Annotated in this window: 20 protein-coding genes; 10 read left to right on the top strand and 10 right to left on the bottom strand. The window is 64.9% G+C overall.

The genetic code is table 11. From position 1 onward, the window contains the following. Window positions 1-293: 293 nt before the first annotated feature. From Prum_RS31855 to Prum_RS31830, 7 genes are all read left to right on the top strand, one after another. Entirely contained in the window at window positions 294-821 is a 528-nt protein-coding gene (locus Prum_RS31855) for a radical SAM protein (protein ID WP_178132629.1), read from the top strand. Then, complete coding sequence (locus Prum_RS31850) at window positions 818-1393, top strand: phosphoribosyltransferase (RefSeq protein ID WP_173079820.1); 576 nt, start codon at window positions 818-820, stop codon at window positions 1391-1393. Before Prum_RS31855 ends, Prum_RS31850 begins: the two co-directional genes overlap by 4 nt. After that, complete coding sequence (locus Prum_RS31845; protein WP_173079819.1) at window positions 1390-2490, top strand: glycosyltransferase family 4 protein; 1101 nt, start codon at window positions 1390-1392, stop codon at window positions 2488-2490. The genes Prum_RS31850 and Prum_RS31845 overlap by 4 nt, the downstream gene beginning before the upstream one ends. Beyond that, a complete protein-coding gene (locus tag Prum_RS53970; protein ID WP_281369061.1) occupies window positions 2490-2765 on the top strand; it encodes a hypothetical protein in 276 nt (91 codons plus the stop codon). Before Prum_RS31845 ends, Prum_RS53970 begins: the two co-directional genes overlap by 1 nt. A 19-nt stretch (window positions 2766-2784) precedes the next feature. Next, window positions 2785-3354, top strand: coding sequence for a 5'-3' exonuclease (locus Prum_RS52200; protein WP_308785441.1), 570 nt, complete (start codon window positions 2785-2787; stop codon window positions 3352-3354). A gap of 14 nt (window positions 3355-3368) precedes the next feature. Then, entirely contained in the window at window positions 3369-3965 is a 597-nt protein-coding gene (locus tag Prum_RS31835; protein WP_246278218.1) for a PIG-L deacetylase family protein, read from the top strand. A 485-nt stretch (window positions 3966-4450) separates the two neighbouring features. Then, a complete protein-coding gene (locus Prum_RS31830; RefSeq protein ID WP_173079817.1) occupies window positions 4451-5359 on the top strand; it encodes a restriction endonuclease in 909 nt (302 codons plus the stop codon). Window positions 5360-5986: 627 nt separating this feature from the next. Here the strand turns inward: Prum_RS31830 and Prum_RS31825 are convergent. From Prum_RS31825 to Prum_RS31805, 5 genes are all read right to left on the bottom strand, one after another. Then, the gene (locus Prum_RS31825) at window positions 5987-6169 is read right to left on the bottom strand and encodes a hypothetical protein (protein WP_173079816.1); all 183 of its coding nucleotides are present in this window, start codon (window positions 6167-6169) and stop codon (window positions 5987-5989) included. Window positions 6170-6275: 106 nt separating this feature from the next. Beyond that, window positions 6276-7379, bottom strand: coding sequence for a protein kinase domain-containing protein (locus Prum_RS31820; protein ID WP_173079815.1), 1104 nt, complete (start codon window positions 7377-7379; stop codon window positions 6276-6278). A gap of 48 nt (window positions 7380-7427) precedes the next feature. Next, window positions 7428-8909, bottom strand: a complete 1482-nt coding sequence (locus Prum_RS31815; protein WP_173079814.1) for a nuclease-related domain-containing protein — start codon at window positions 8907-8909, stop codon at window positions 7428-7430. A 253-nt stretch (window positions 8910-9162) separates the two neighbouring features. Continuing rightward, window positions 9163-9633 (bottom strand): hypothetical protein, encoded by a 471-nt coding sequence (locus Prum_RS31810; RefSeq protein ID WP_173079813.1) that lies wholly within the window; start codon window positions 9631-9633, stop codon window positions 9163-9165. A 186-nt stretch (window positions 9634-9819) separates the two neighbouring features. Continuing rightward, entirely contained in the window at window positions 9820-10767 is a 948-nt protein-coding gene (locus tag Prum_RS31805; RefSeq protein WP_173079812.1) for a hypothetical protein, read from the bottom strand. 172 nt (window positions 10768-10939) lie between these two features. Between Prum_RS31805 and Prum_RS31800 the strand changes: the two genes are divergently transcribed. Together Prum_RS31800 and Prum_RS31795 are read left to right on the top strand one after the other, a co-directional pair. After that, the gene (locus Prum_RS31800) at window positions 10940-12202 is read left to right on the top strand and encodes an SEC-C domain-containing protein (RefSeq protein WP_173079811.1); all 1263 of its coding nucleotides are present in this window, start codon (window positions 10940-10942) and stop codon (window positions 12200-12202) included. Next, complete coding sequence (locus tag Prum_RS31795; RefSeq protein ID WP_173079810.1) at window positions 12151-12450, top strand: hypothetical protein; 300 nt, start codon at window positions 12151-12153, stop codon at window positions 12448-12450. Before Prum_RS31800 ends, Prum_RS31795 begins: the two co-directional genes overlap by 52 nt. 364 nt (window positions 12451-12814) lie before the next feature. Here the strand turns inward: Prum_RS31795 and Prum_RS31790 are convergent, their stop codons facing one another. The 3 genes from Prum_RS31790 to Prum_RS31780 form a co-directional block, all read right to left on the bottom strand. Beyond that, entirely contained in the window at window positions 12815-13387 is a 573-nt protein-coding gene (locus Prum_RS31790; RefSeq protein ID WP_173079809.1) for a hypothetical protein, read from the bottom strand. 418 nt (window positions 13388-13805) lie between these two features. Beyond that, entirely contained in the window at window positions 13806-14399 is a 594-nt protein-coding gene (locus Prum_RS31785; protein WP_173079808.1) for a transposase, read from the bottom strand. Then, complete coding sequence (locus Prum_RS31780) at window positions 14366-14722, bottom strand: winged helix-turn-helix domain-containing protein (RefSeq protein ID WP_246278217.1); 357 nt, start codon at window positions 14720-14722, stop codon at window positions 14366-14368. Before Prum_RS31780 ends, Prum_RS31785 begins: the two co-directional genes overlap by 34 nt. Window positions 14723-14796: 74 nt before the next feature. On the opposite strand from Prum_RS31780, the gene Prum_RS31775 reads away from it, so the two are divergent. Beyond that, a protein-coding gene (locus Prum_RS31775) for an IS3 family transposase (RefSeq protein ID WP_371871390.1) occupies window positions 14797-15977 on the top strand; the annotation gives its coding sequence in 2 pieces (ribosomal slippage) (window positions 14797-15091 and window positions 15091-15977; 1182 coding nt in all). A 35-nt stretch (window positions 15978-16012) separates the two neighbouring features. On the opposite strand, the gene Prum_RS31770 is transcribed toward Prum_RS31775, so the two are convergent. Together Prum_RS31770 and Prum_RS31765 are read right to left on the bottom strand one after the other, a co-directional pair. Further along, the gene (locus Prum_RS31770) at window positions 16013-16159 is read right to left on the bottom strand and encodes a hypothetical protein (protein WP_178132670.1); all 147 of its coding nucleotides are present in this window, start codon (window positions 16157-16159) and stop codon (window positions 16013-16015) included. 116 nt (window positions 16160-16275) lie between these two features. Continuing rightward, window positions 16276-16560 (bottom strand): hypothetical protein, encoded by a 285-nt coding sequence (locus Prum_RS31765; protein ID WP_173079807.1) that lies wholly within the window; start codon window positions 16558-16560, stop codon window positions 16276-16278. Between the last annotated feature and the right edge of the window lie 624 nt (window positions 16561-17184).

The following is a 17184-nucleotide window of genomic DNA, read 5'->3' as shown; positions in this document are numbered from 1 at the left end:
CGGGAGGCGCTCCCGGTCCAGGGCGTACCGGGGCCACGGCACACCGTGGAACTGCCGTCCCCGGCGTACCAGGTGATCCTCGCCGGCTCGGCCTTCGCGGTGATGCTGATTTCGGGCAGCGATGCGGTGGCACTGACGGTTTGCCAGAGACCAGGCTGAACCCACCACCACACCGGCACGTACACGACCTGCGGCTTGTCTAAACCTGGATTGGAAGCGATGACAGGGCTGGGAATGGTGAGCTGCGACAGGGCTCGTTGAACCATGATGACGGCGGGCGCAGCGTCGTCTCGGTGACCACCAACGGCTGGCACCTCGCCCGCCGCGCACGGGAACTCGCCGGACATGTCGATGCGGTCCGGATCAGTCTCGACGGCCCCGACCCGGCACGGCATGACGCCATCCGAGGTGCGGGCAGCTTCGCCCGAGCCACGGACGGTATCCGCGCCGCGGTCGCCGAAGGCATCCAAACCGTACTCATGCACCGCACCGCCTCGGACCTCCAAGACCTGATCGACCTGGCACACGGTATCGGCGCGGGTGGTTTCACCGCCTTGCAGATGCTGCCCATCGGAGCTGGTGCCGCCCTCCCCGCAGAAATGCTCACCGACGACGAAGCCGGCCTCGTGTTCGCCGCGCTGCGGGTACCGGCAGGACTGCGGGTCAGACTGCGCACCCGCGACGCCGCCGGCAACTTCACCGTCATCCGCGCCGACGGCCGGGTCTGGCGCAACACCCTCAACGCGCTGAACATCGGCGGCGTCCATCCACTGCGCGGCGCCGCCGATCTCATCCTGACCAGCAGGGACGGCACAGTATGACCGACGTACCCGGCATCACATCGAGGCGGTTCCGCCACGAGCGGCTCCTGTCCATGACCCTGCCCACGTACGAGCACGCCGTGCGTCTGCTCGCCGCTGCCGCCGAGGCACGGTTCGCGTCGATCAGCGCGGTCATCGCCATCGCCAACGGCGGTCTTGCCCCGGCCATCGGTATCAGCAGCGTTCTCGACGTCCCGAACTACCGGCTCGCCGCCAAACACAACCCGCCCGACGCGATCTATACCGAGGCCACCGGCCACGTCATCTGCGACATGAGCGCCCTGGCCGCAGCGCTCAACGGCCAGCAGCTCGGCGGCACCGTGCTCCTCGTTGACGACATCTGCGGCAGTGGCGCCACCTTCACCGCCGTGCAGCCGGCGCTGCGTCCCTACCTGCAACCGGAGGCGATCATGCGCACCGTGGCGCTGTGCCGCAACGCCGGGACCAGCCTCGATCCAGACCTGTGGGTGTGGACCGTGGACGACTGGGTGTGCTTCCCGTGGGAGCAACCGTCGCGTTCCGCAGCCACGATCGAGGAGCTGCCCATCCTCGAGCGGGTGGAACCAACATGACCACCGTCGCGTTCGTCCTGGTGTCCTGGCGCCCGGACGTCCCCGCAGGCATGGAACGTGCCGTCGCCGCGCACGCCGTAGGTCTGACGAAGGCGGGGCACTCGGCCGTCATCGTGACCGCCGATCCGACGGCACCACATTCCTATCGGGGCGCGACCGTGGCCACCATAACCGCGCTGGGCGGCACGTTCCCCTGCGACGACATCACCCTGCGTGCCGCAGTCCAGCAGGGCAGGGACACAGTGCGGCGGGAGCTGGTCACCGTTTTCGCCCGCGAAGGAGTCGATGTCGCGGTCTACGTCGACGCGCTCTGGGGGTTGGGCAGCATCATGCCCACCCGCCCGCAGACCCGAAACGTCCTCGCGGCCCACGTCGTGGGCCACGACACCGATCTCCGCGCCGCGCTGACCCTTGAACCAGCGGCGGTCATCGTCCCGTCCGCGACGGTCCTGACGGAGGCCACCGGACGCGGCTACGACAGCACCACCTGGAAGATCGTCCCCAACACGCTGCTTACCGAGCCCGAACCGCAGCCACAACGCGTCCGCGACCACTTGTACCAATACGGCCCCATCCGCGTGCTTGCCAGGCTCGGCCCGGAGAAGGGTGTCGCCGCCCTGCTCGCACCCCGAAACCAGCTCGACCGGCCCATCGAGGTGGCCCTGGCCAAGGCCCCGTTCGAGGTCACCATCGGTAGCCAAGACGACCTGCTCCACAACTGCCAGAGGCTCGCGGTCGACACGCCCGGCGTTACCATTCAACCGGGCCTGAACTGGGACGACGTCCTGGCTTGGCTCGGTGGTGCGAGCGTGGTCATCGTGCCCTCCCACGCCGAGACCTTCGGCCTCGTCGCGCTGGAAGCCATGGCTGCCGGCACGCCTGTCGTCGCGCACGGTGTCGGGAACCTGCCAGCCCTCATCAGCGACGGCGGGGTACTCGTGCCACACCAGCAGGGCGCTGCGGGGCTGTGGCGCGCCTCCCGAGAACTGCTCAGCGACGCGGTAACCTACCGGCGAACATCACGGGCCGCGTACTACCGCTCGCCGGACTATTGGCCCGCCCTTGTCGCTAACCAACTGTTGAAGGTGGTGAGCTGATGGGCGGTACAGTCCTGCCCTCCGCGCCCCAAACGCCCCCGCTGCTGCTCGTGGACGGCCACAACCTGCTCTGGGGTGCGACGTTCGGCTTCCCGGCAGAAATCCGGTCCCGTGACAGGACCCGTCTCCTGACCGGCCTGTTCGGGTTCTTCGCTCTGCTGCGTGTCGCCATCCGCGAGGACCTGTCCGAGCCGTCCGAGGTGATCGTGGTTTTCGACGGCCAGTACGGCGGCAGCGACCGCCAAGAGATCGACCCGTCCTACAAGGCCCACTGACGCCGCCGCGCTCGCCCCGATCCAGTTCCTGCCCGACGTCAAACGCGGCCTCGACCACTGCGGCATCGCCTGGACCGAACTCGAACACGCCGAGGCCGACGACGTCATCGCCGCACTCGTCCACACCACCCCGCCACCGCGGCGAATCCTGCTCATGTCCCGAGACCGCGACTACTGCCAACTCGTCACCGACCGCGTCAGCGTCCTCAACACCAAGATGCGCTCCGGCCACCGCCACATCGGCCCCGCCGAGGTCTACGCCCGCTACCAGGTCACCCCCACCCAATGGGCCGACTACCGCGCCCTGACCGGAGACCCCGCCGACAACATCCCCGGCGTCCACGGCATCGGCGCCAAAACCGCCGCCACCCTCCTCGCCGACGGCCTCACCCTCGACGAACTCGCCGCATCGGGCCGGCTCAACGCCGGCCGAGGCCGCGTCGTTCGCGAACAGTTCGATCTTGCCCTCAAATGGCGCGACATGATCCGCCTCGATCACAGCATCGCCGTACCCGTGGCCCCGACCGGACAGGTAAGCCCGCTGCTGCCGCGCCCGGCCGACGTCATCGAAGCCCTCGAATTATGGTGACCTCACCCGTCCTGATGACCGTGATGGCCCATCCCGACGACGCGGAACTCTGGGCCGGCGGCACCATCGCACGCCACGTCCAGAACGGCGGGACCGCGACGATCACCGTCACCAAAACCGACCCGATCCGTGCCGCCGAGGCGACAGCCGGCGCCCAGATCCTCGGCGCTGACCTGTACCTCCTCGACGCACTCACGCCCGCCACCATCAGCACGCTGCTGACCGAAGTCCGCCCGGACATCGTCATCACCCACTCGACCGACGACATCCACCCCGAGCACCGCCGATGCGCCGAACACGTGCTCGCCGCGCTACCCGAGGTCGTGATCACCACCGGACACCCAAACCGGGTCTACCACTGCGACGGCTACAACAATCTCGACCAACACGGCAAGCCGCTGCATCTGCCCACCATCATCGACACCACTGACCAATGGTCAACCAAGATCGCCGCTCTGCAAGCCCATACGTCACAACCGATCCTCGACCACTTCGGGCCAATGGCCGAAACCCTGTCGCGGCTCCACGGCATGCGGATAGGTGTGTCTCACGCTGAAGCCTTTCGCGCTCTGCCCGTCCTCGGTCGCGTCCCAGCCGCCGAAGGTCTCTGACAACCCGGCTGAATCTGAGACTGCGTTGCCAACCAGTACAAGTAATCAGTCTCGGTGCCGGCCACAGCTACGAGCAGGTGGGCGAAGCGCGCAGCAGCGCCATCGACATGTGGCGGCGACCTCACCCACGACGCGCTCGGGCCATCGGTCTCACCCGACAGCGGGTTGCGCCACCACGATCAACTCGATCCAGGCCCAGTGATCGCTGTCGGCACGCGGCGCCAACCCGTACATCTGGGCCATCTCAGTTGTCACCCGCGCCGCCAACCGCATCCTCTGGCCCGTGACCAGGAGATGGCGTGGCCCATGCACCGACTGTAATCTGATGAGTCGGTCAGCATCTTCGCCTAGATCCGCTGGCCAACTTTTCGGTCGGCTGGCTCAGCGTCTCGTCCAGCCGGTTGATCGAGTCACTGGGGCACGCAAGGAGCAATCCATTGTCAGACGCGAGGTGGCATCATACACCGGATCTTGTCGAACGGCTGGTGGACACCATCCCGGTACTCATCAGGGGAAAGGAGCAGACGCTCAACTTCTTCCGCAGTGCAGGCGCCCCGGAAGAACTCCTGAGAGATCTTCAAAGCAGCTTGGAAAGCGATCCCCAGTCGGTCAATAAGTATCATATCGCACGTACCGTTCTTCGTCGCCTGAACGAAGGAGGCGACCGCTACCTTGCGCCACGGCGAGAGGTGGTTCGTCGTGTCGTGGAATGGGAAGACTTCTCATTGTCATGGCCCAACGAACAGGACAAGGCGCGCGGGCTGGTGGCGACCATTCGCCAGATGGTGAATGTAAAGGACTCCTTCACTCGAATTCAGCAGGAGCGCGACAGGGAGCGCGCGGAGCGACTTCGCCAGCAGGGCGAGGTTCATGCGCAGAAGCAAGCTCGACGCGAGGCGCGCGCATCGCTTCGAGCCAAAATGATCGAGGCCAAGAACGAGCCCAATGCCCAGCGGAGGGGCAGGCTACTGGAGGGGCTACTAGCAGAACTGTGCGCCGTTGAAGGGGTCCAGATTCGGGAGCCGTTCGAGATCCGCAACGCAGGAAGCCCGGAGGAGCAAATAGATGGACTGATCACTGCGGGAGCACATCTGTATTTCGTGGAAGTAAAATGGTGGCGTGATCCTGTCGAAATCACGGCCATGTCCAGTCACCTGATCAGACTCTTCCGACGCCCCGATGCGAGGGGACTTTTCGTATCAGTTTCTGGATTCACCGAGCCTGCAATATCGGCCTGCCGTGATGTGCTCTCACAGAAACTCATGGTGCTGGCCGAGTTGAACGAGCTAATATTCTTGTTGGAAAGCGACCGCGGCATGGGTGACTGGCTTGAGCGTAAGGCGCAGATGGTTGTAGCCGAGCGCAACCCCTTCTACATTGTCACGGATTTCTAGTCGAAGGATCTGATGCTCCACCTCGCCCTTCCACGACACCTCGCCCGCTTCCCCTGTCATTGATCACGCTGCCCGTTGCCAAGCCTAGTCGGATTGCGGGTGTCGCCTAAACCCAACCCATCGTCGTAACCGCCAATCTGGAGATCGTGCGCGCCGTTCCCGACGTACGCTCTCTCGGCCATATTGACCTATCTTTCCGGGGGCGAGCTTGGCAAGAACTCCTCACGACAGCTCAGACACCTCAGCATCAAACGTGGGACAGCAAAGACAGCTCCTGACACACCGCGATTCCCCTCAATATCGTAGGAACCACAGTACGGACAAGGGTAAGCCACGAATTTGCGGTCGCAACGCAGGCACTCCCACGGCCCACTCCCATGCAGATCGGCGGGCTCGGCACCATCGACGCTCCCGGTGTCCCCCGGTACGCTACGTCAGCGGTCCCACAGTCCGGACACTTGACTTCTCTCATATAACCTCCATCGTCCACCACACGACCATTCGCTCGTCCGTGGTGCCGCTAGTGGTAACGACACCTACAGGGCGCTTAGCCTGGACAGTAAGCGCCCTATTTTGATCTATCCGATTGGGTGCTCAACTCGTGCATGACTCATTCGACATGCTCGGTCATGACGCAGATAGAGTCTCACTCGAACCGGCGATTTTGGCGGCGAGTCGCAGTTCAACATCCAATGCGTTCGCCAACTCCTTGAGCACCACAGGCAGGCAACTCGCATAGGCGATCTGCAACTCCGCAACGGTGGCCTCAAAGTGCGCCGAACCGACCGTACTCTCCACCACCTGCTCCACGATCGCGACACTCCATCCGCGGCCCTGATTGTGCCGGTGCACCTCGACAACAGCAGCGACCGTCGATCTACCGGAATCGTCGCTAACTCTCAGAGCAATCCCCAGATCAACTCGAACGCCTGTGTCTCCGGGGCGAAAACCATGGCGCCCCAGGCTTCGCTGCCACAGAGGTAGCTGGAAGGTCGGGAGACCAGCGCTCGGGCATTGCCACCTGGACGGGATGTCGTGTGTTGAAGTTGGGCAGGTGGCGGGCCAACTCGTCGAGGGCCGGTTGGGCGACCTCCTCGACGAGGCGGCGCCACGCCTGGGCTATGCGGTTGTTGAAGGCGTCCCGGTCTTCGTCTCGCCTGCGGTGCCATTCGGTCATCGCGGCGATGCGCCGTTCCAGATCTTCCAAGTCCTCTGCTGTCGCCACCTGCGCCGTAGGTTTGAGCATCGCGTCAAGTTCGTCTGCCACCTCCCGCATCCGCGGGCGCTCGCCCGGGACGTCGACGGTGCAGCGCTCAATGAGTAGGTCGAGGTGGGGCGCCCATCGGTAGTCATGCCGCGCGGTCAGGCGGCAGATGTCGTCGTCAGGGCGATGCCGCCCGGGGAACGGCAGGTTGGCCCCAGCGAGCAGGACCCACAGCGTCTTCGCGATCGAATAGACATCAGCCAGCTCGGGATCGGCGGTATCCGGGGACTCCCGCATCTCAGGCGCCATAAAGTCGGTTGGTCCCAGCTTGCGGCCATGTTCCGTGAGCGCCTGACCCGCCGGGTATTTGACCAACCCGAAGTCACCGACCGACCAAGCGTCGCCGAGGTACAACAGGTTGTCAGGCTTAAGGTCCCGGTGAGAGATCCCCTCTGCGGCAAGGCCCGCGAGCGTCTCGGCGATCACTGCCACCGCATGCACTACCCGTTCCGGGACGGCGTCGGCGCCGAGTGCTGTGCGGATCGGGACCGCGAGAGGCATCACGTACCAGACTTTGCCTCTGCCACTCAAGTCATGATCAAGGATGGGGACGACGCCTGGCCGTTGTCCGGGGCCGAGGAGGAAGCTGATCTCGTTGCGGAAGCGACCCAGCCGTTCCGGGCTGCGTTGGTTCAGCAGCACCTTGATGGCGGCCTCGGCGCCATCGCGGCCGGTGCAACGCCACACCTCGCCGTTGCCGCCTCGGCCGAGTGTCTCGATCAGGTGCCATTGACCGAGTTTGTCGCCGGGGTTCATCGCACCTCCCGGGTTACGACCCTACCGACAATTCGGCAACGCGCCGGGTTACGACGCCGTATCTGCCTGGCTGATGTCGCCCCACGCGCGCTGGTAGGCCGCATCGAGCAGCGGGTTGCGCGTTCCGGCGATCCCAAGCGCGTGTTCATGGGATCGGATGGCCTCGTTCACGTCGATGCCGTTGGCGCCGTAGGCGGTCAGGGCGGTGAACAGGTCGGCGGGTCGGCCGGCATGTGCGGCGGCGATCGCGTGCTCCAGTTCGCTGAGCGACAAGATGACGGTCGGGAAGCCCGGGTCGGCGATCTGGTCTCGGTAGGCCGGACTGTTGAGCATGTAGTGCGGTTCGGCGGTTACGACGATTCCACGGATCTCCTGTGTGGGATCGACTTGTGTGAAGGCGGCGTGGCTGGCGCGGATCATGTTGCCCGTCCGTTGGATCTGTCTGAGGGCCTTGCCGACGTCCTTGTTCAGGTCGTCGAGGTAGCCCGCTTGGTCAAGGCGTCCCAGCCGTGCGACTCGGGCCGATTTGACCTCGACTACCAGCGTCACGCCGGGCAGGACGACAACGTAGTCGGCGGCGCGTTGGCCCTTGGCGTACTCAACGTCGTGCAGCACCAACTCGGTGTCGACCAGGGCGAGTTGCTCGCCTACGTACGTTTCGGTGATCTTGCCGAGGTCGGAGCTGACCTCCTGCACACCCAGGCTGAGCCCGACGTAGTACAGCGATGCCGGGCTCAGACGCTGCGCTACGAAGTGGGTGCTTGGAGCCAGGTAGCGCCCGTCGGGCATCTGGACGAACGGTGTCTCCATCAGCGGGTTGAACTCGTAGCGTCGCAGCAGCTCGTTCTGGAGCCGCTCGGCGGCGACGCGGCGCTTCACGGTGGCCAAATCGGTGGCGAAGACGCGGCGGAACACGTTCATTACGTCGTCACCGGTCAGCTTGAACGCCTCCAGCGCTGGCTGCACGTTCGGCTGGCTCAGCCAGCCCGGGTCGAACCAGCCTGCGTTGTTGTGGGCACTCACCAAGATCAGGAAGGACGCTCGCATGAACGCATCCACGGGCAGACAGAGAAGCCGCTCCCACGCCGTGGTGGAAGTAACCGCGCACCCTAGTCCGGTGTAGTCCCGATCGAACAGTAGGAGGATGCGCGACATGTCCTCGTACCGTGAGTGCTGGTACGGGAACTGCTCAAACGCTACGCGGACCAGAAACGAGTCCAGCGCCCCAGGCTCCCCGACCGCGTTGAGGAACGGGTCATGCAGATTCGTAAATGTGTTTCGCAGTCGGCCAAGATCTGTGGTCGTTATCGGTTTGTCCGACCGGTACTCGTTGCCGAAGGCGATGTTCTCCCGCGCTGCCGCCGCGATGACCCAGGGATAGATCACTTCATCGGCCTGATGGCGATACGCCCCGCCGTCGAACTGCCGCGCCGATACCGCAGCGAGGGCTGGCAGCAGCGTGCTCGGCGCATGACGGCGCGCAACCGCGATGAAGTCCCGATACCGGGTGCTGGGTACAACCGCTCTCACACAGCCATAATCCGGACGCGGTGACCTGAACACAAGCTAGTTACGCCTGGTCGCGGCAGCGAAGGGGCCCTGAGTAGGGAGCCTCAATGATGGTCGGCATGCCTACGTCCGATGAGTGCAAGCTCGGTAATCTTGGTCGCCAGGGGAAAACCTGTGTACACCGAACGGCGACCGCCGCCCTCGATGAGCTGGGTCAGCTCCGCGATGAGGTCGGTTTTTAGGTCAGTGGGGGTGGCCTCCCAAATGCCCTTGATCAGGTTGAAGTACCTCGCGTAGGTGGGGAACCCCCGACTGCGAGGTTGTCGAATACTGGGAAGATCCGGGGCAGCAGGAAGTGGCAGAATTTCGACGGGAACACCGGCGACCGCGAGGCCGTCGGCTTTAGCCGCGCGACCACCTCGGGGAACGGCTGCACCTGCTCCCAGGTGACCTCGGCAATATCCTTGTCCTTCACCGGCACGCACGCCTGATGCCAAGCCTCGGCGAGGTCATCCCGGTTGGCGACCAACAACGTGGTCACCGCGGCCCGGGAAAACGGCCGCAACGCCAGCCACGAGGTTAGCCTCGGCAGGAAAACAGTCCACCAGTCATCCACGAACGCCCCGTCCGGATTCTGGGCGGCCAGCACTTCGTAGTCAGTGTTGTGGAAATCGTTCGGCCAGCTCGTCCGCGTACGCCACCACTGGACACCGAGGAGGAACTCGCTCCTGTCGATCGGCTTCACGCGCCGGATCCTATCGACCCAACGCCGAGGTCACACTCGGAAAGGACGCGGCGACCACCGGCGTGCGAGTCAGGTTTGCGACCTGGTCGTCCACATACACAGAGTCAACGGTAGGTTCACCGGCGCGCTGCGGTGCAGAGCTGTTACCCCGGAGCGCATGATCGGTCATGTTGCCTGAGATACGGGCTAGAACCCGAAGCGGTGCCAAAGATCGAGAATCGCTTCCTGTCCAGCGTCTGCGATAGCGGTGTCGTTGGCGTCGATGTTGCGCCAGCCGACATGGCGGTCGTAGGTGGTGCGGATTATCTGCCACGGCGGTTGCAGCAGTTGCGCTAGCGAGTGTTCCCCGATCTCAGGGAGAACGAACGGGCCCGGCATCTCAAAGGATCGCGCTTCGGCCTCAGCATGGGCCAGCAGGGTCAACAGCCGACCAGTGTGCCGCGCCACCAGGCTCTGATCCTCGGGGTTCAGGACTGGCTCAGCGTTGGGAAGCGAAGCCCACTGCGCGTAAACGTCGTCGAAAGCATCGGGGACCGTATTCAGATAGCTGGTGGCATCGCTCGCACCGAGCATCCCGAACGGGAATGGCCGAGGTCCCTGATCGGTTTGGATAGTGAACATACGCTTCAAGACAGAGTCGGCGGCCAAGTCGCAACGCAGCTCGTCGACTGCGTTACGGACCGACCACCGCGCGCCGGCCGCAGGCGTATAGGCGTCACCCGCGTGATGCTCGGTGCTGCCGGCTTCAACACGCAAGCGATTAAGGCGGGAATGGAAAAGCTCGTGTGCGAGCATGCTGACCCTGCGGGTGTCGCTGACCGACTCGCCGTCCCACCAGCCGGCGTCGATGACCACCCGTGCTCCGGCGTGATCCTCGTCAAGCGACACCGCTTTGCCGCGCACGGTACCGCCGAGTCGAGCTGACTCGAACGGGCCGAAGTCGTGCCCGCCGATCCTCAACGCCTCGTTGACCGCGGCATCGAATTGGGCGGCCAGCACGACCGTAACGCTCAGGCGCTCGGGGCGCGGCGCGTGCTCATCGAGCAGCGCATCGACAAGGCGAGCAAGATCAGTAGCCGACGCGGACGCCGGGACACCGTCGTCACCGCAGATGGTGAGGGTCGCTGAAGACACCCTGCGAGGGTCCCCGACGCCGAGCGGCGTTGCGCCCGGACACGCCGAAGGGCCTCGGGCCATTAGACACCGGACGCCGTCTAACCTTGAAACATCGTAGGACTCGTCCGCCCACACCGCGCGGTTAGCACACGGCGGGCCTGGTAGCCGGTGTCTGCGACACTGGACCTTGATGAATCCGCTAGCGACTTTTGCCCGTAACGACCGGTGCTGGTGTGGCGCCGGTATCAAGTACAAGCAATGTCACGGTGCGATTCGGCCGCTTTCGATTCCCGGAGAGTCGATCACCCGGGACGACGGCGACGGCGACGTCTGGATCGCTCCACACACCAAGGTCACGATAAACGGACTCCACATCTCGCCGAACGGCGTCGGCCTGACCCTTCCAACCGGACGGCCGGAGGCCCGGCCTGTGGATGTACCACCGGCGGTCAAAACCCTGCTGGACGTTTCCGCGCCAACCGAGGTCCTCACGCTGCCGGTGCTAGGCCGGCACCGCTTCGACCTGTACGAGCATGCCGGATTCCGATCCGGACATACCGGCGACCGTGACCTGCTCGCCGACGCGATCTCAGGGCTCAGCGTAGCGGTGATGCACGCGCTCGCGGCGATGGGCCGGAGCCGGCAATCCCAGCCCACAGTGCTGTGGAACGACGACACCGAGGCCACCCGACTGCTGGGCCAGACCCTGCTATGGGCCGACCACGTCTGCGTAGCCGATCGAGTCTTCGACGCGATCGTCAACGACCGCTCCGACGACGCGCTCGCAGATGCCCTCGCTCACCAGGAACGGCTGCGCCCGCTAGTCGAGGCCGGCGTGGTCGTGCCAGTACCCCAAGAACTTGGGGTGGCCGCGCAGGCCACTGCGGTCGAACAGATGACCGCCCGGGACCTGCGCCGCGCCGCCTTGGTCGACTGGGTCCGCCTACAACTGGTGGTCGAAGGACCGACAGCACGGGAGGCCATGCTTGTCACTGCCCGCGACGATACCGAGCGATGGCCGAGGTTCTGGCTGTACTCCCGTCGCGGTGGAGAAGCCACTGCCAGGGCATCGATGTTCGGCCGACCGCTGCTGGGCACGTACGACCCGAACCATAACTATGAGCCGTGGCGGCAGCAGGTGCTCGACCAGGCAACCGCTTGGTATGTGCAGCGACTCAACGAGCGGCTCGTCACCGGCGAGACGTTCACCGCCGATTACCTGACCGCTTCACCGTTCGAGGCGCGGCTACTCGCCCGCAAGGGGCACTGCCCCACAGTCCGGCGCACGCTGCGATCTGGGCGGACATCCCCGTCCTCCCCGACGCCGACGCGTCTACCCTGGCGCGGGCGGCGGCCGAGGACGAGGCCGTGGAGGACCTGCGCAGTAAGGTCCGATTCGCCATGCGTACCGCACGGACGCTCAGCGAAAGCACTGACGCGCTCACCGGCCTAGGTGAGGAACTCGCCTTTGCCGGCCGCCAACTCGAGCGAAAGGTCCGCACCGAGCGTCGCTGGCAGGCCATTGTTCCCGGGCTGGTCGGTGCCGGTGGGATTGCGCTCGGCGCTGCGGGTGGACTCCCTGGCATCGCCGCCGGCGCCCTCGGCGCCATCAGCTCACTAGTTCCCTACCGCGCCGCCCTCGCCGAGCGGCGGCGTAACGCCGCGTACCTGTTCTTCATCGCCAACCGTGCGAAGCGGTAATCAGGAGCGGGTCCACTGGGCTGGCTGACTCTCGTCCACGCAGCCGGCGTCGGCCATCACCAGTGGATGTTCAGGTCGAACAGCGGACCCGGATACGGCCCGTATACGGTCAGCTTGCGGCATTTCAGCGAAGATGTCCCGGTAGAGGTCGGTGTCCGGGGAGCGGGCGAGGGCCGGCATTCCACCGGGTCGACGGACCTGATGCATTGCTGTCCTGTCCGGCGGATGGTTGCATCCAGAGGAGCGTTGACCTGCGGATGGCAAGGTGGGTCCGCACGGACCTCCATAAAGGTTGTTCAGACCTACTTTGCACATTCGGTGATCACCAGGGGACGCATCCGCCCTGGACCTAGACAGTAGGCGATCATGGATTGGCTTTCCGGCGTAGGACGCCGCTGGACAGCCAATGCGCGACGGTCGCCGCTAGGTGGACGACCGTCTGGGCCTCGGTTTGGTCCTGGCGTCGAGACTTCGGCGCACCGCCATGTCGGGACACTTGCGCGTGCCAGATCAGCTCTAGCATTCCGACGAGGTGGGTGATGTCGCGTGGCTGGCCTTCGTGACCAGGCAGGAGAAGTTCCCACTTGGTGAAGCTGTTGTTGCGTAGTTCGCCGATGACGGTGCCCAGCGTTGACCGACCGCCCTGGGCTTTGCTGGGCTCAACCAATGGACATGCGATATCCTCGATGGCTCGAATCACTTCGTGGAAGACCTTGTCTGGATCTGGACTGCGACCATAGGCCGCCGCCCACGCGACGAGAAGGTGGTCCTGGGCAGCCGGTGGTGCTGCGGCGACCGCTTCGCGCGCCGCGGCGGTGATGGCCGGTTCGAGTCGCCGTTCGAGGCCGTCGCCGCGACCGTTGACGCACCACACTGACCGGCCGAGCGCCAAGATCTGGTCCAGTTCGGCGAGGTGAGCAGGCCAAGGTTGTTTCAAGTACGGATCGTCAACGGCCCGCTTGCGCCGGGCTTCGGGGGCATCTTGGGATACCAGAACAGGACGAAGTCGGTGACGGTGAGGAGGTTGTCTCCGGAGCGTCCGGCTAGGAAGACGCCAATTCGCAGCTGGAGTTCGTCCCAGTAGGCATCCAACCCAGCCATACGGTGTTTCATGACCCACCTCTCCAGGGGGCCGAATAGATGGGGTGGAACACCGTCGACAAGTTCTGTCTCGGGTGGCAGACCGGCTCGACGTCTGCCCAGGTCGGTCCAGGTACTCACGGCCGGTGATCCCTTCTGGTCGGTTTCGTCTGCGCCATGATGTCGCAAAGCCCTTGAGGTAAGGAAACGGGTTCCTCTCCCTCAACCCGAGCGGACGGTGATCTGCCCCAGGGACGTCTAGAGACCTTTCGGGGTCAGGGTGGGGATAGTCCGGTGGCGGTGAGGTAGCCGTCGATGATGCCTGCACGGTATTGCATGCGTTTGAGGCGGTTCTTCACCGCGGTGGTCAGTGCGGTGGCGGTGGTGGCGGGGAGGTTGGCCAGGCTGCGTTTCATCACCGACCAGACCTTCTCGACCGGGTTGAGCTCGGGGGCGTAGCCGGGCAGCAGGTAGACCCTGAGCCAGGGCCGGCCGGCGATCAACTCACGCATCCGCGCGGACTTGTGCCCTGCTAACCGGTCCCAAACCAACACGATCGGTGCGCCGAGTTGTCGGTGGGCGGCGTCCAGCAGGTCGGCGAAGTCGGGTTCCCGGAACCCTTTCGGGTCGGTCTTGCGGCCGCGGTAGGTGCGGGTGCGGTAGATCAGCCGGCTGGGGTGGCCGGGCCGGTAGCAGACCAGCCCGGCTATCGATACCCGGACGTTGCCTTTGGCGGTGACCTTGACGACCGGGGTGTGGCCGCGTGGGGCCCAGGTGGTCGCCTTGGCGGGGTGAAGAGTTTGGCCGGCTTCGTCGGCGAAACAGATCCAGGCGTTCAGCCTGCCCGCGAGTCTTTTACCGCCGGCCACTGATATCGGCGCCAGCGGGCGATGGCTTGCTCGTCCCGCTCGATCGCCCGCTGGGTCGGCAGTTGCGGGCTGAACCCGATCCGCCGCATCGCCTCCCAGGTCGTGGTCACACTGACCCGGACCTTGAACATCAGGCCGATCAACGCCGCGACCCGCGCCAACGTCCAGCGTTGGTCCTCGTCGTAGCCGGCCGCGGCCGGGCCTTGTTCCAGCCGGGCCTTCAGCTTGGCCAGTTGTGCGTCGGACAGTTTCGGATCCGGCCCCGATGCGCCCTTGGACGCCAACGCCTGCACACCACCGGCCTGCCAGGCACGCCGCCACACGTACGCTGAGCTTCCCCGGTTCTCCGGACACCTGAGGTGAGGTGGACGGCGGCTTCCAGGAAGGATGTCGTCTCATGCCTGCCCCACACCCTGCAGAGTTCCGCCAGCGAGCCGTGCAGTTGGCCCGGACCGGCGACAAACCGGTCGCGATGTTGGCGAAGGATTTGGGTATCAGCGAGTCGTGTCTGCGTAACTGGATGGCCCAGGCCGACGTCGACGACGCCGGCGGCGGCGGTGCGGGTCGGTTGAGCAGTGCGGAGAAGAAGGAGTTGGCCGAGCTGCGCCGCCGTAACCGGCAGCTTGAGGTGGAGAATGAGATTCTCAAGCGGGCGGCTGCTTACTTCGCCCGGGAGAATGTGCTCCCAAAGTAGCGTTCGGGTTGGTCCGAGAACTCGCCGATGACGGCATCGACGTCGCGGTGGCCTGCCGAGTGCTGGGTGTGTCCCGCTCCGGATTTTACGAATGGAAGGATCGGCCGGTATCGGCGCGGGAGCAGGAGAACGAGATGCTGCTGCGGTACATCGAGAAAATCCACGCTGATCCGCGGAAGAAAACGTACGGGTCGCCCCGGGTACACGCTGAGTTGACCCTCGGCGTGGGCCTGCACGTGAATGAGAAACGGGTGGCCCGGCTGATGCGGTCGGCGGGCATCCAGGGCCTGTACTACCGGCGCCGGTCCTGGTGCACCGTCCGTGACCCGCAGGCCACGCCGTCGGCGGACCTGGTCAACCGACAGTTCGATGTGGACGCGCCGAACCGGTTGTGGCTGACCGACATCACCGAACACCCTACCGAGGAGGGCAAGCTGTACTGCGCCGCGGTCATGGACGCCTACAGTCGGCGGATCATCGGCTACTCCATGGCCGATCATCTTCGTACCGAGCTGGTCCTGGACGCGTTGTCGATGGCGATCGTCCGCCGCCCACCAGCCCGGCAGGAAACGATTCTGCATTCCGATCACGGCACCCAATACACATCATGGGACTTCGGTCAGCGTCTGCGGAAAACCGGTCTGCTCGGCTCGATGGGTACCGTCGGCGACTGCTACGACAACGCCATGATGGAATCCTTCTGGGGAACTCTACAACTAGAGGTACTCGACCGCAAGAAATGGAAGACCCGCGACGAGCTTGCCAACGCTATCTTCGAATGGATAGAATGCTGGTACAACCCGGTAAGACGCCATTCCAGCCTCGGAATGCGCAGTCCCATCGAGTTCGAGAAACTCCACACCCCGTCTGATCACGACCGTTGACCCCACACCTCGGGTGTCCGGCCTACGGGGGAAGCTCACGCCGACTTTTCCGACACCTCTAACCGTTTGGCGACCTCGACCGGCCCCACACCCTGGGCGAACAGGTCCGCGGCCCGCCTGCGGACCTGTTCACGCCGCACCCGTGCCGCCTGGTTGAGCCCGCCGCCGTCGCCGTACCTCATGACCATCAACCCAAGCGGACAAACCCACAGAAAGCGATCACCCGGAAGAAGCATTGTGGACAGACGACAAACCTCCACCCGAAAGGTCTCTAGTGACATGGTGGACGTGTCACTGGTTATTGCGATGGCCAGCATTGTCGCAGTTTGGGCAGGGTGAGGTCGGCGGCGAGGCTGGTGCCGCTGTACCAGATCGTGTCTCCGGCCGCGTTGCGGTCATCAGGTAACGCGACGGCGTATCCGATGAGCTGGTTCGGGCCGGTGGCGCTGGTGCGGGTTCGCACGAGCAGGCCGGATGCGCGGAGGCGTTGCAGGAAATCGCGTTCGTGGCTGGCGGTGTCGGCGGCGGCGCGGACCAGCCGCCGGAGTTGGTGGCCGGGGGAGTTGCCCGAAGTGCTGGACACCTGGCCGGACTGCCTGCTACGCGACCGCCTCACCGAGGAGTTCCTCACGACGGCGTTCCCCCGGGTGCCGGTCCGGGTCTGGCCCCACAACTGACCAAGGCTGAGTGGCTCCCACGCCTGACGCCGGGGAGCTACTCAGCCGCCTAGGCAAGAGTGCAGACAGCGACGATCATGACCCGATCGACCGCCGCACGACGTTGCGGTACCGCGAAAATTACTACCAACCCACCGCCGTACACCCGACCTCACCCACCTGATCAACCCCGTGGCGGCAGCGCCCACGTACCATCCAGCCCGACAAACGTGGTGTTGTCGCTGGTCACGGCGCGTTCCCATGTTGTACGGGACCGCCGGGGATTCGAACCCACACTCCTTCACGTCACCGCTGGCCACGAATCGTGCTGTGTTGAGATGTCGGCGAGCGCCCCCACCAGCCGTCCATAGGGTCATCAGCCTGCAAGTACGCGCACAAGATGGGCTGCTCGATAGGATGTATCCGTCTTGGGCGGAGGATGCCGACCTTCCGCAAACGCCTCAGGACGGCGGCCCTTCCGCAGGTGCTGATCGCACCAGCGGTAGGGCCACAGTTGACATTCCTGTCAGACCTACTTCTGACGCCTGGAC

The sequence above is a fragment of the Phytohabitans rumicis genome (assembly GCF_011764445.1).
Lineage (GTDB): Bacteria > Actinomycetota > Actinomycetes > Mycobacteriales > Micromonosporaceae > Phytohabitans > Phytohabitans rumicis.
This window is presented reverse-complemented; position numbering and strand designations above follow the sequence as displayed.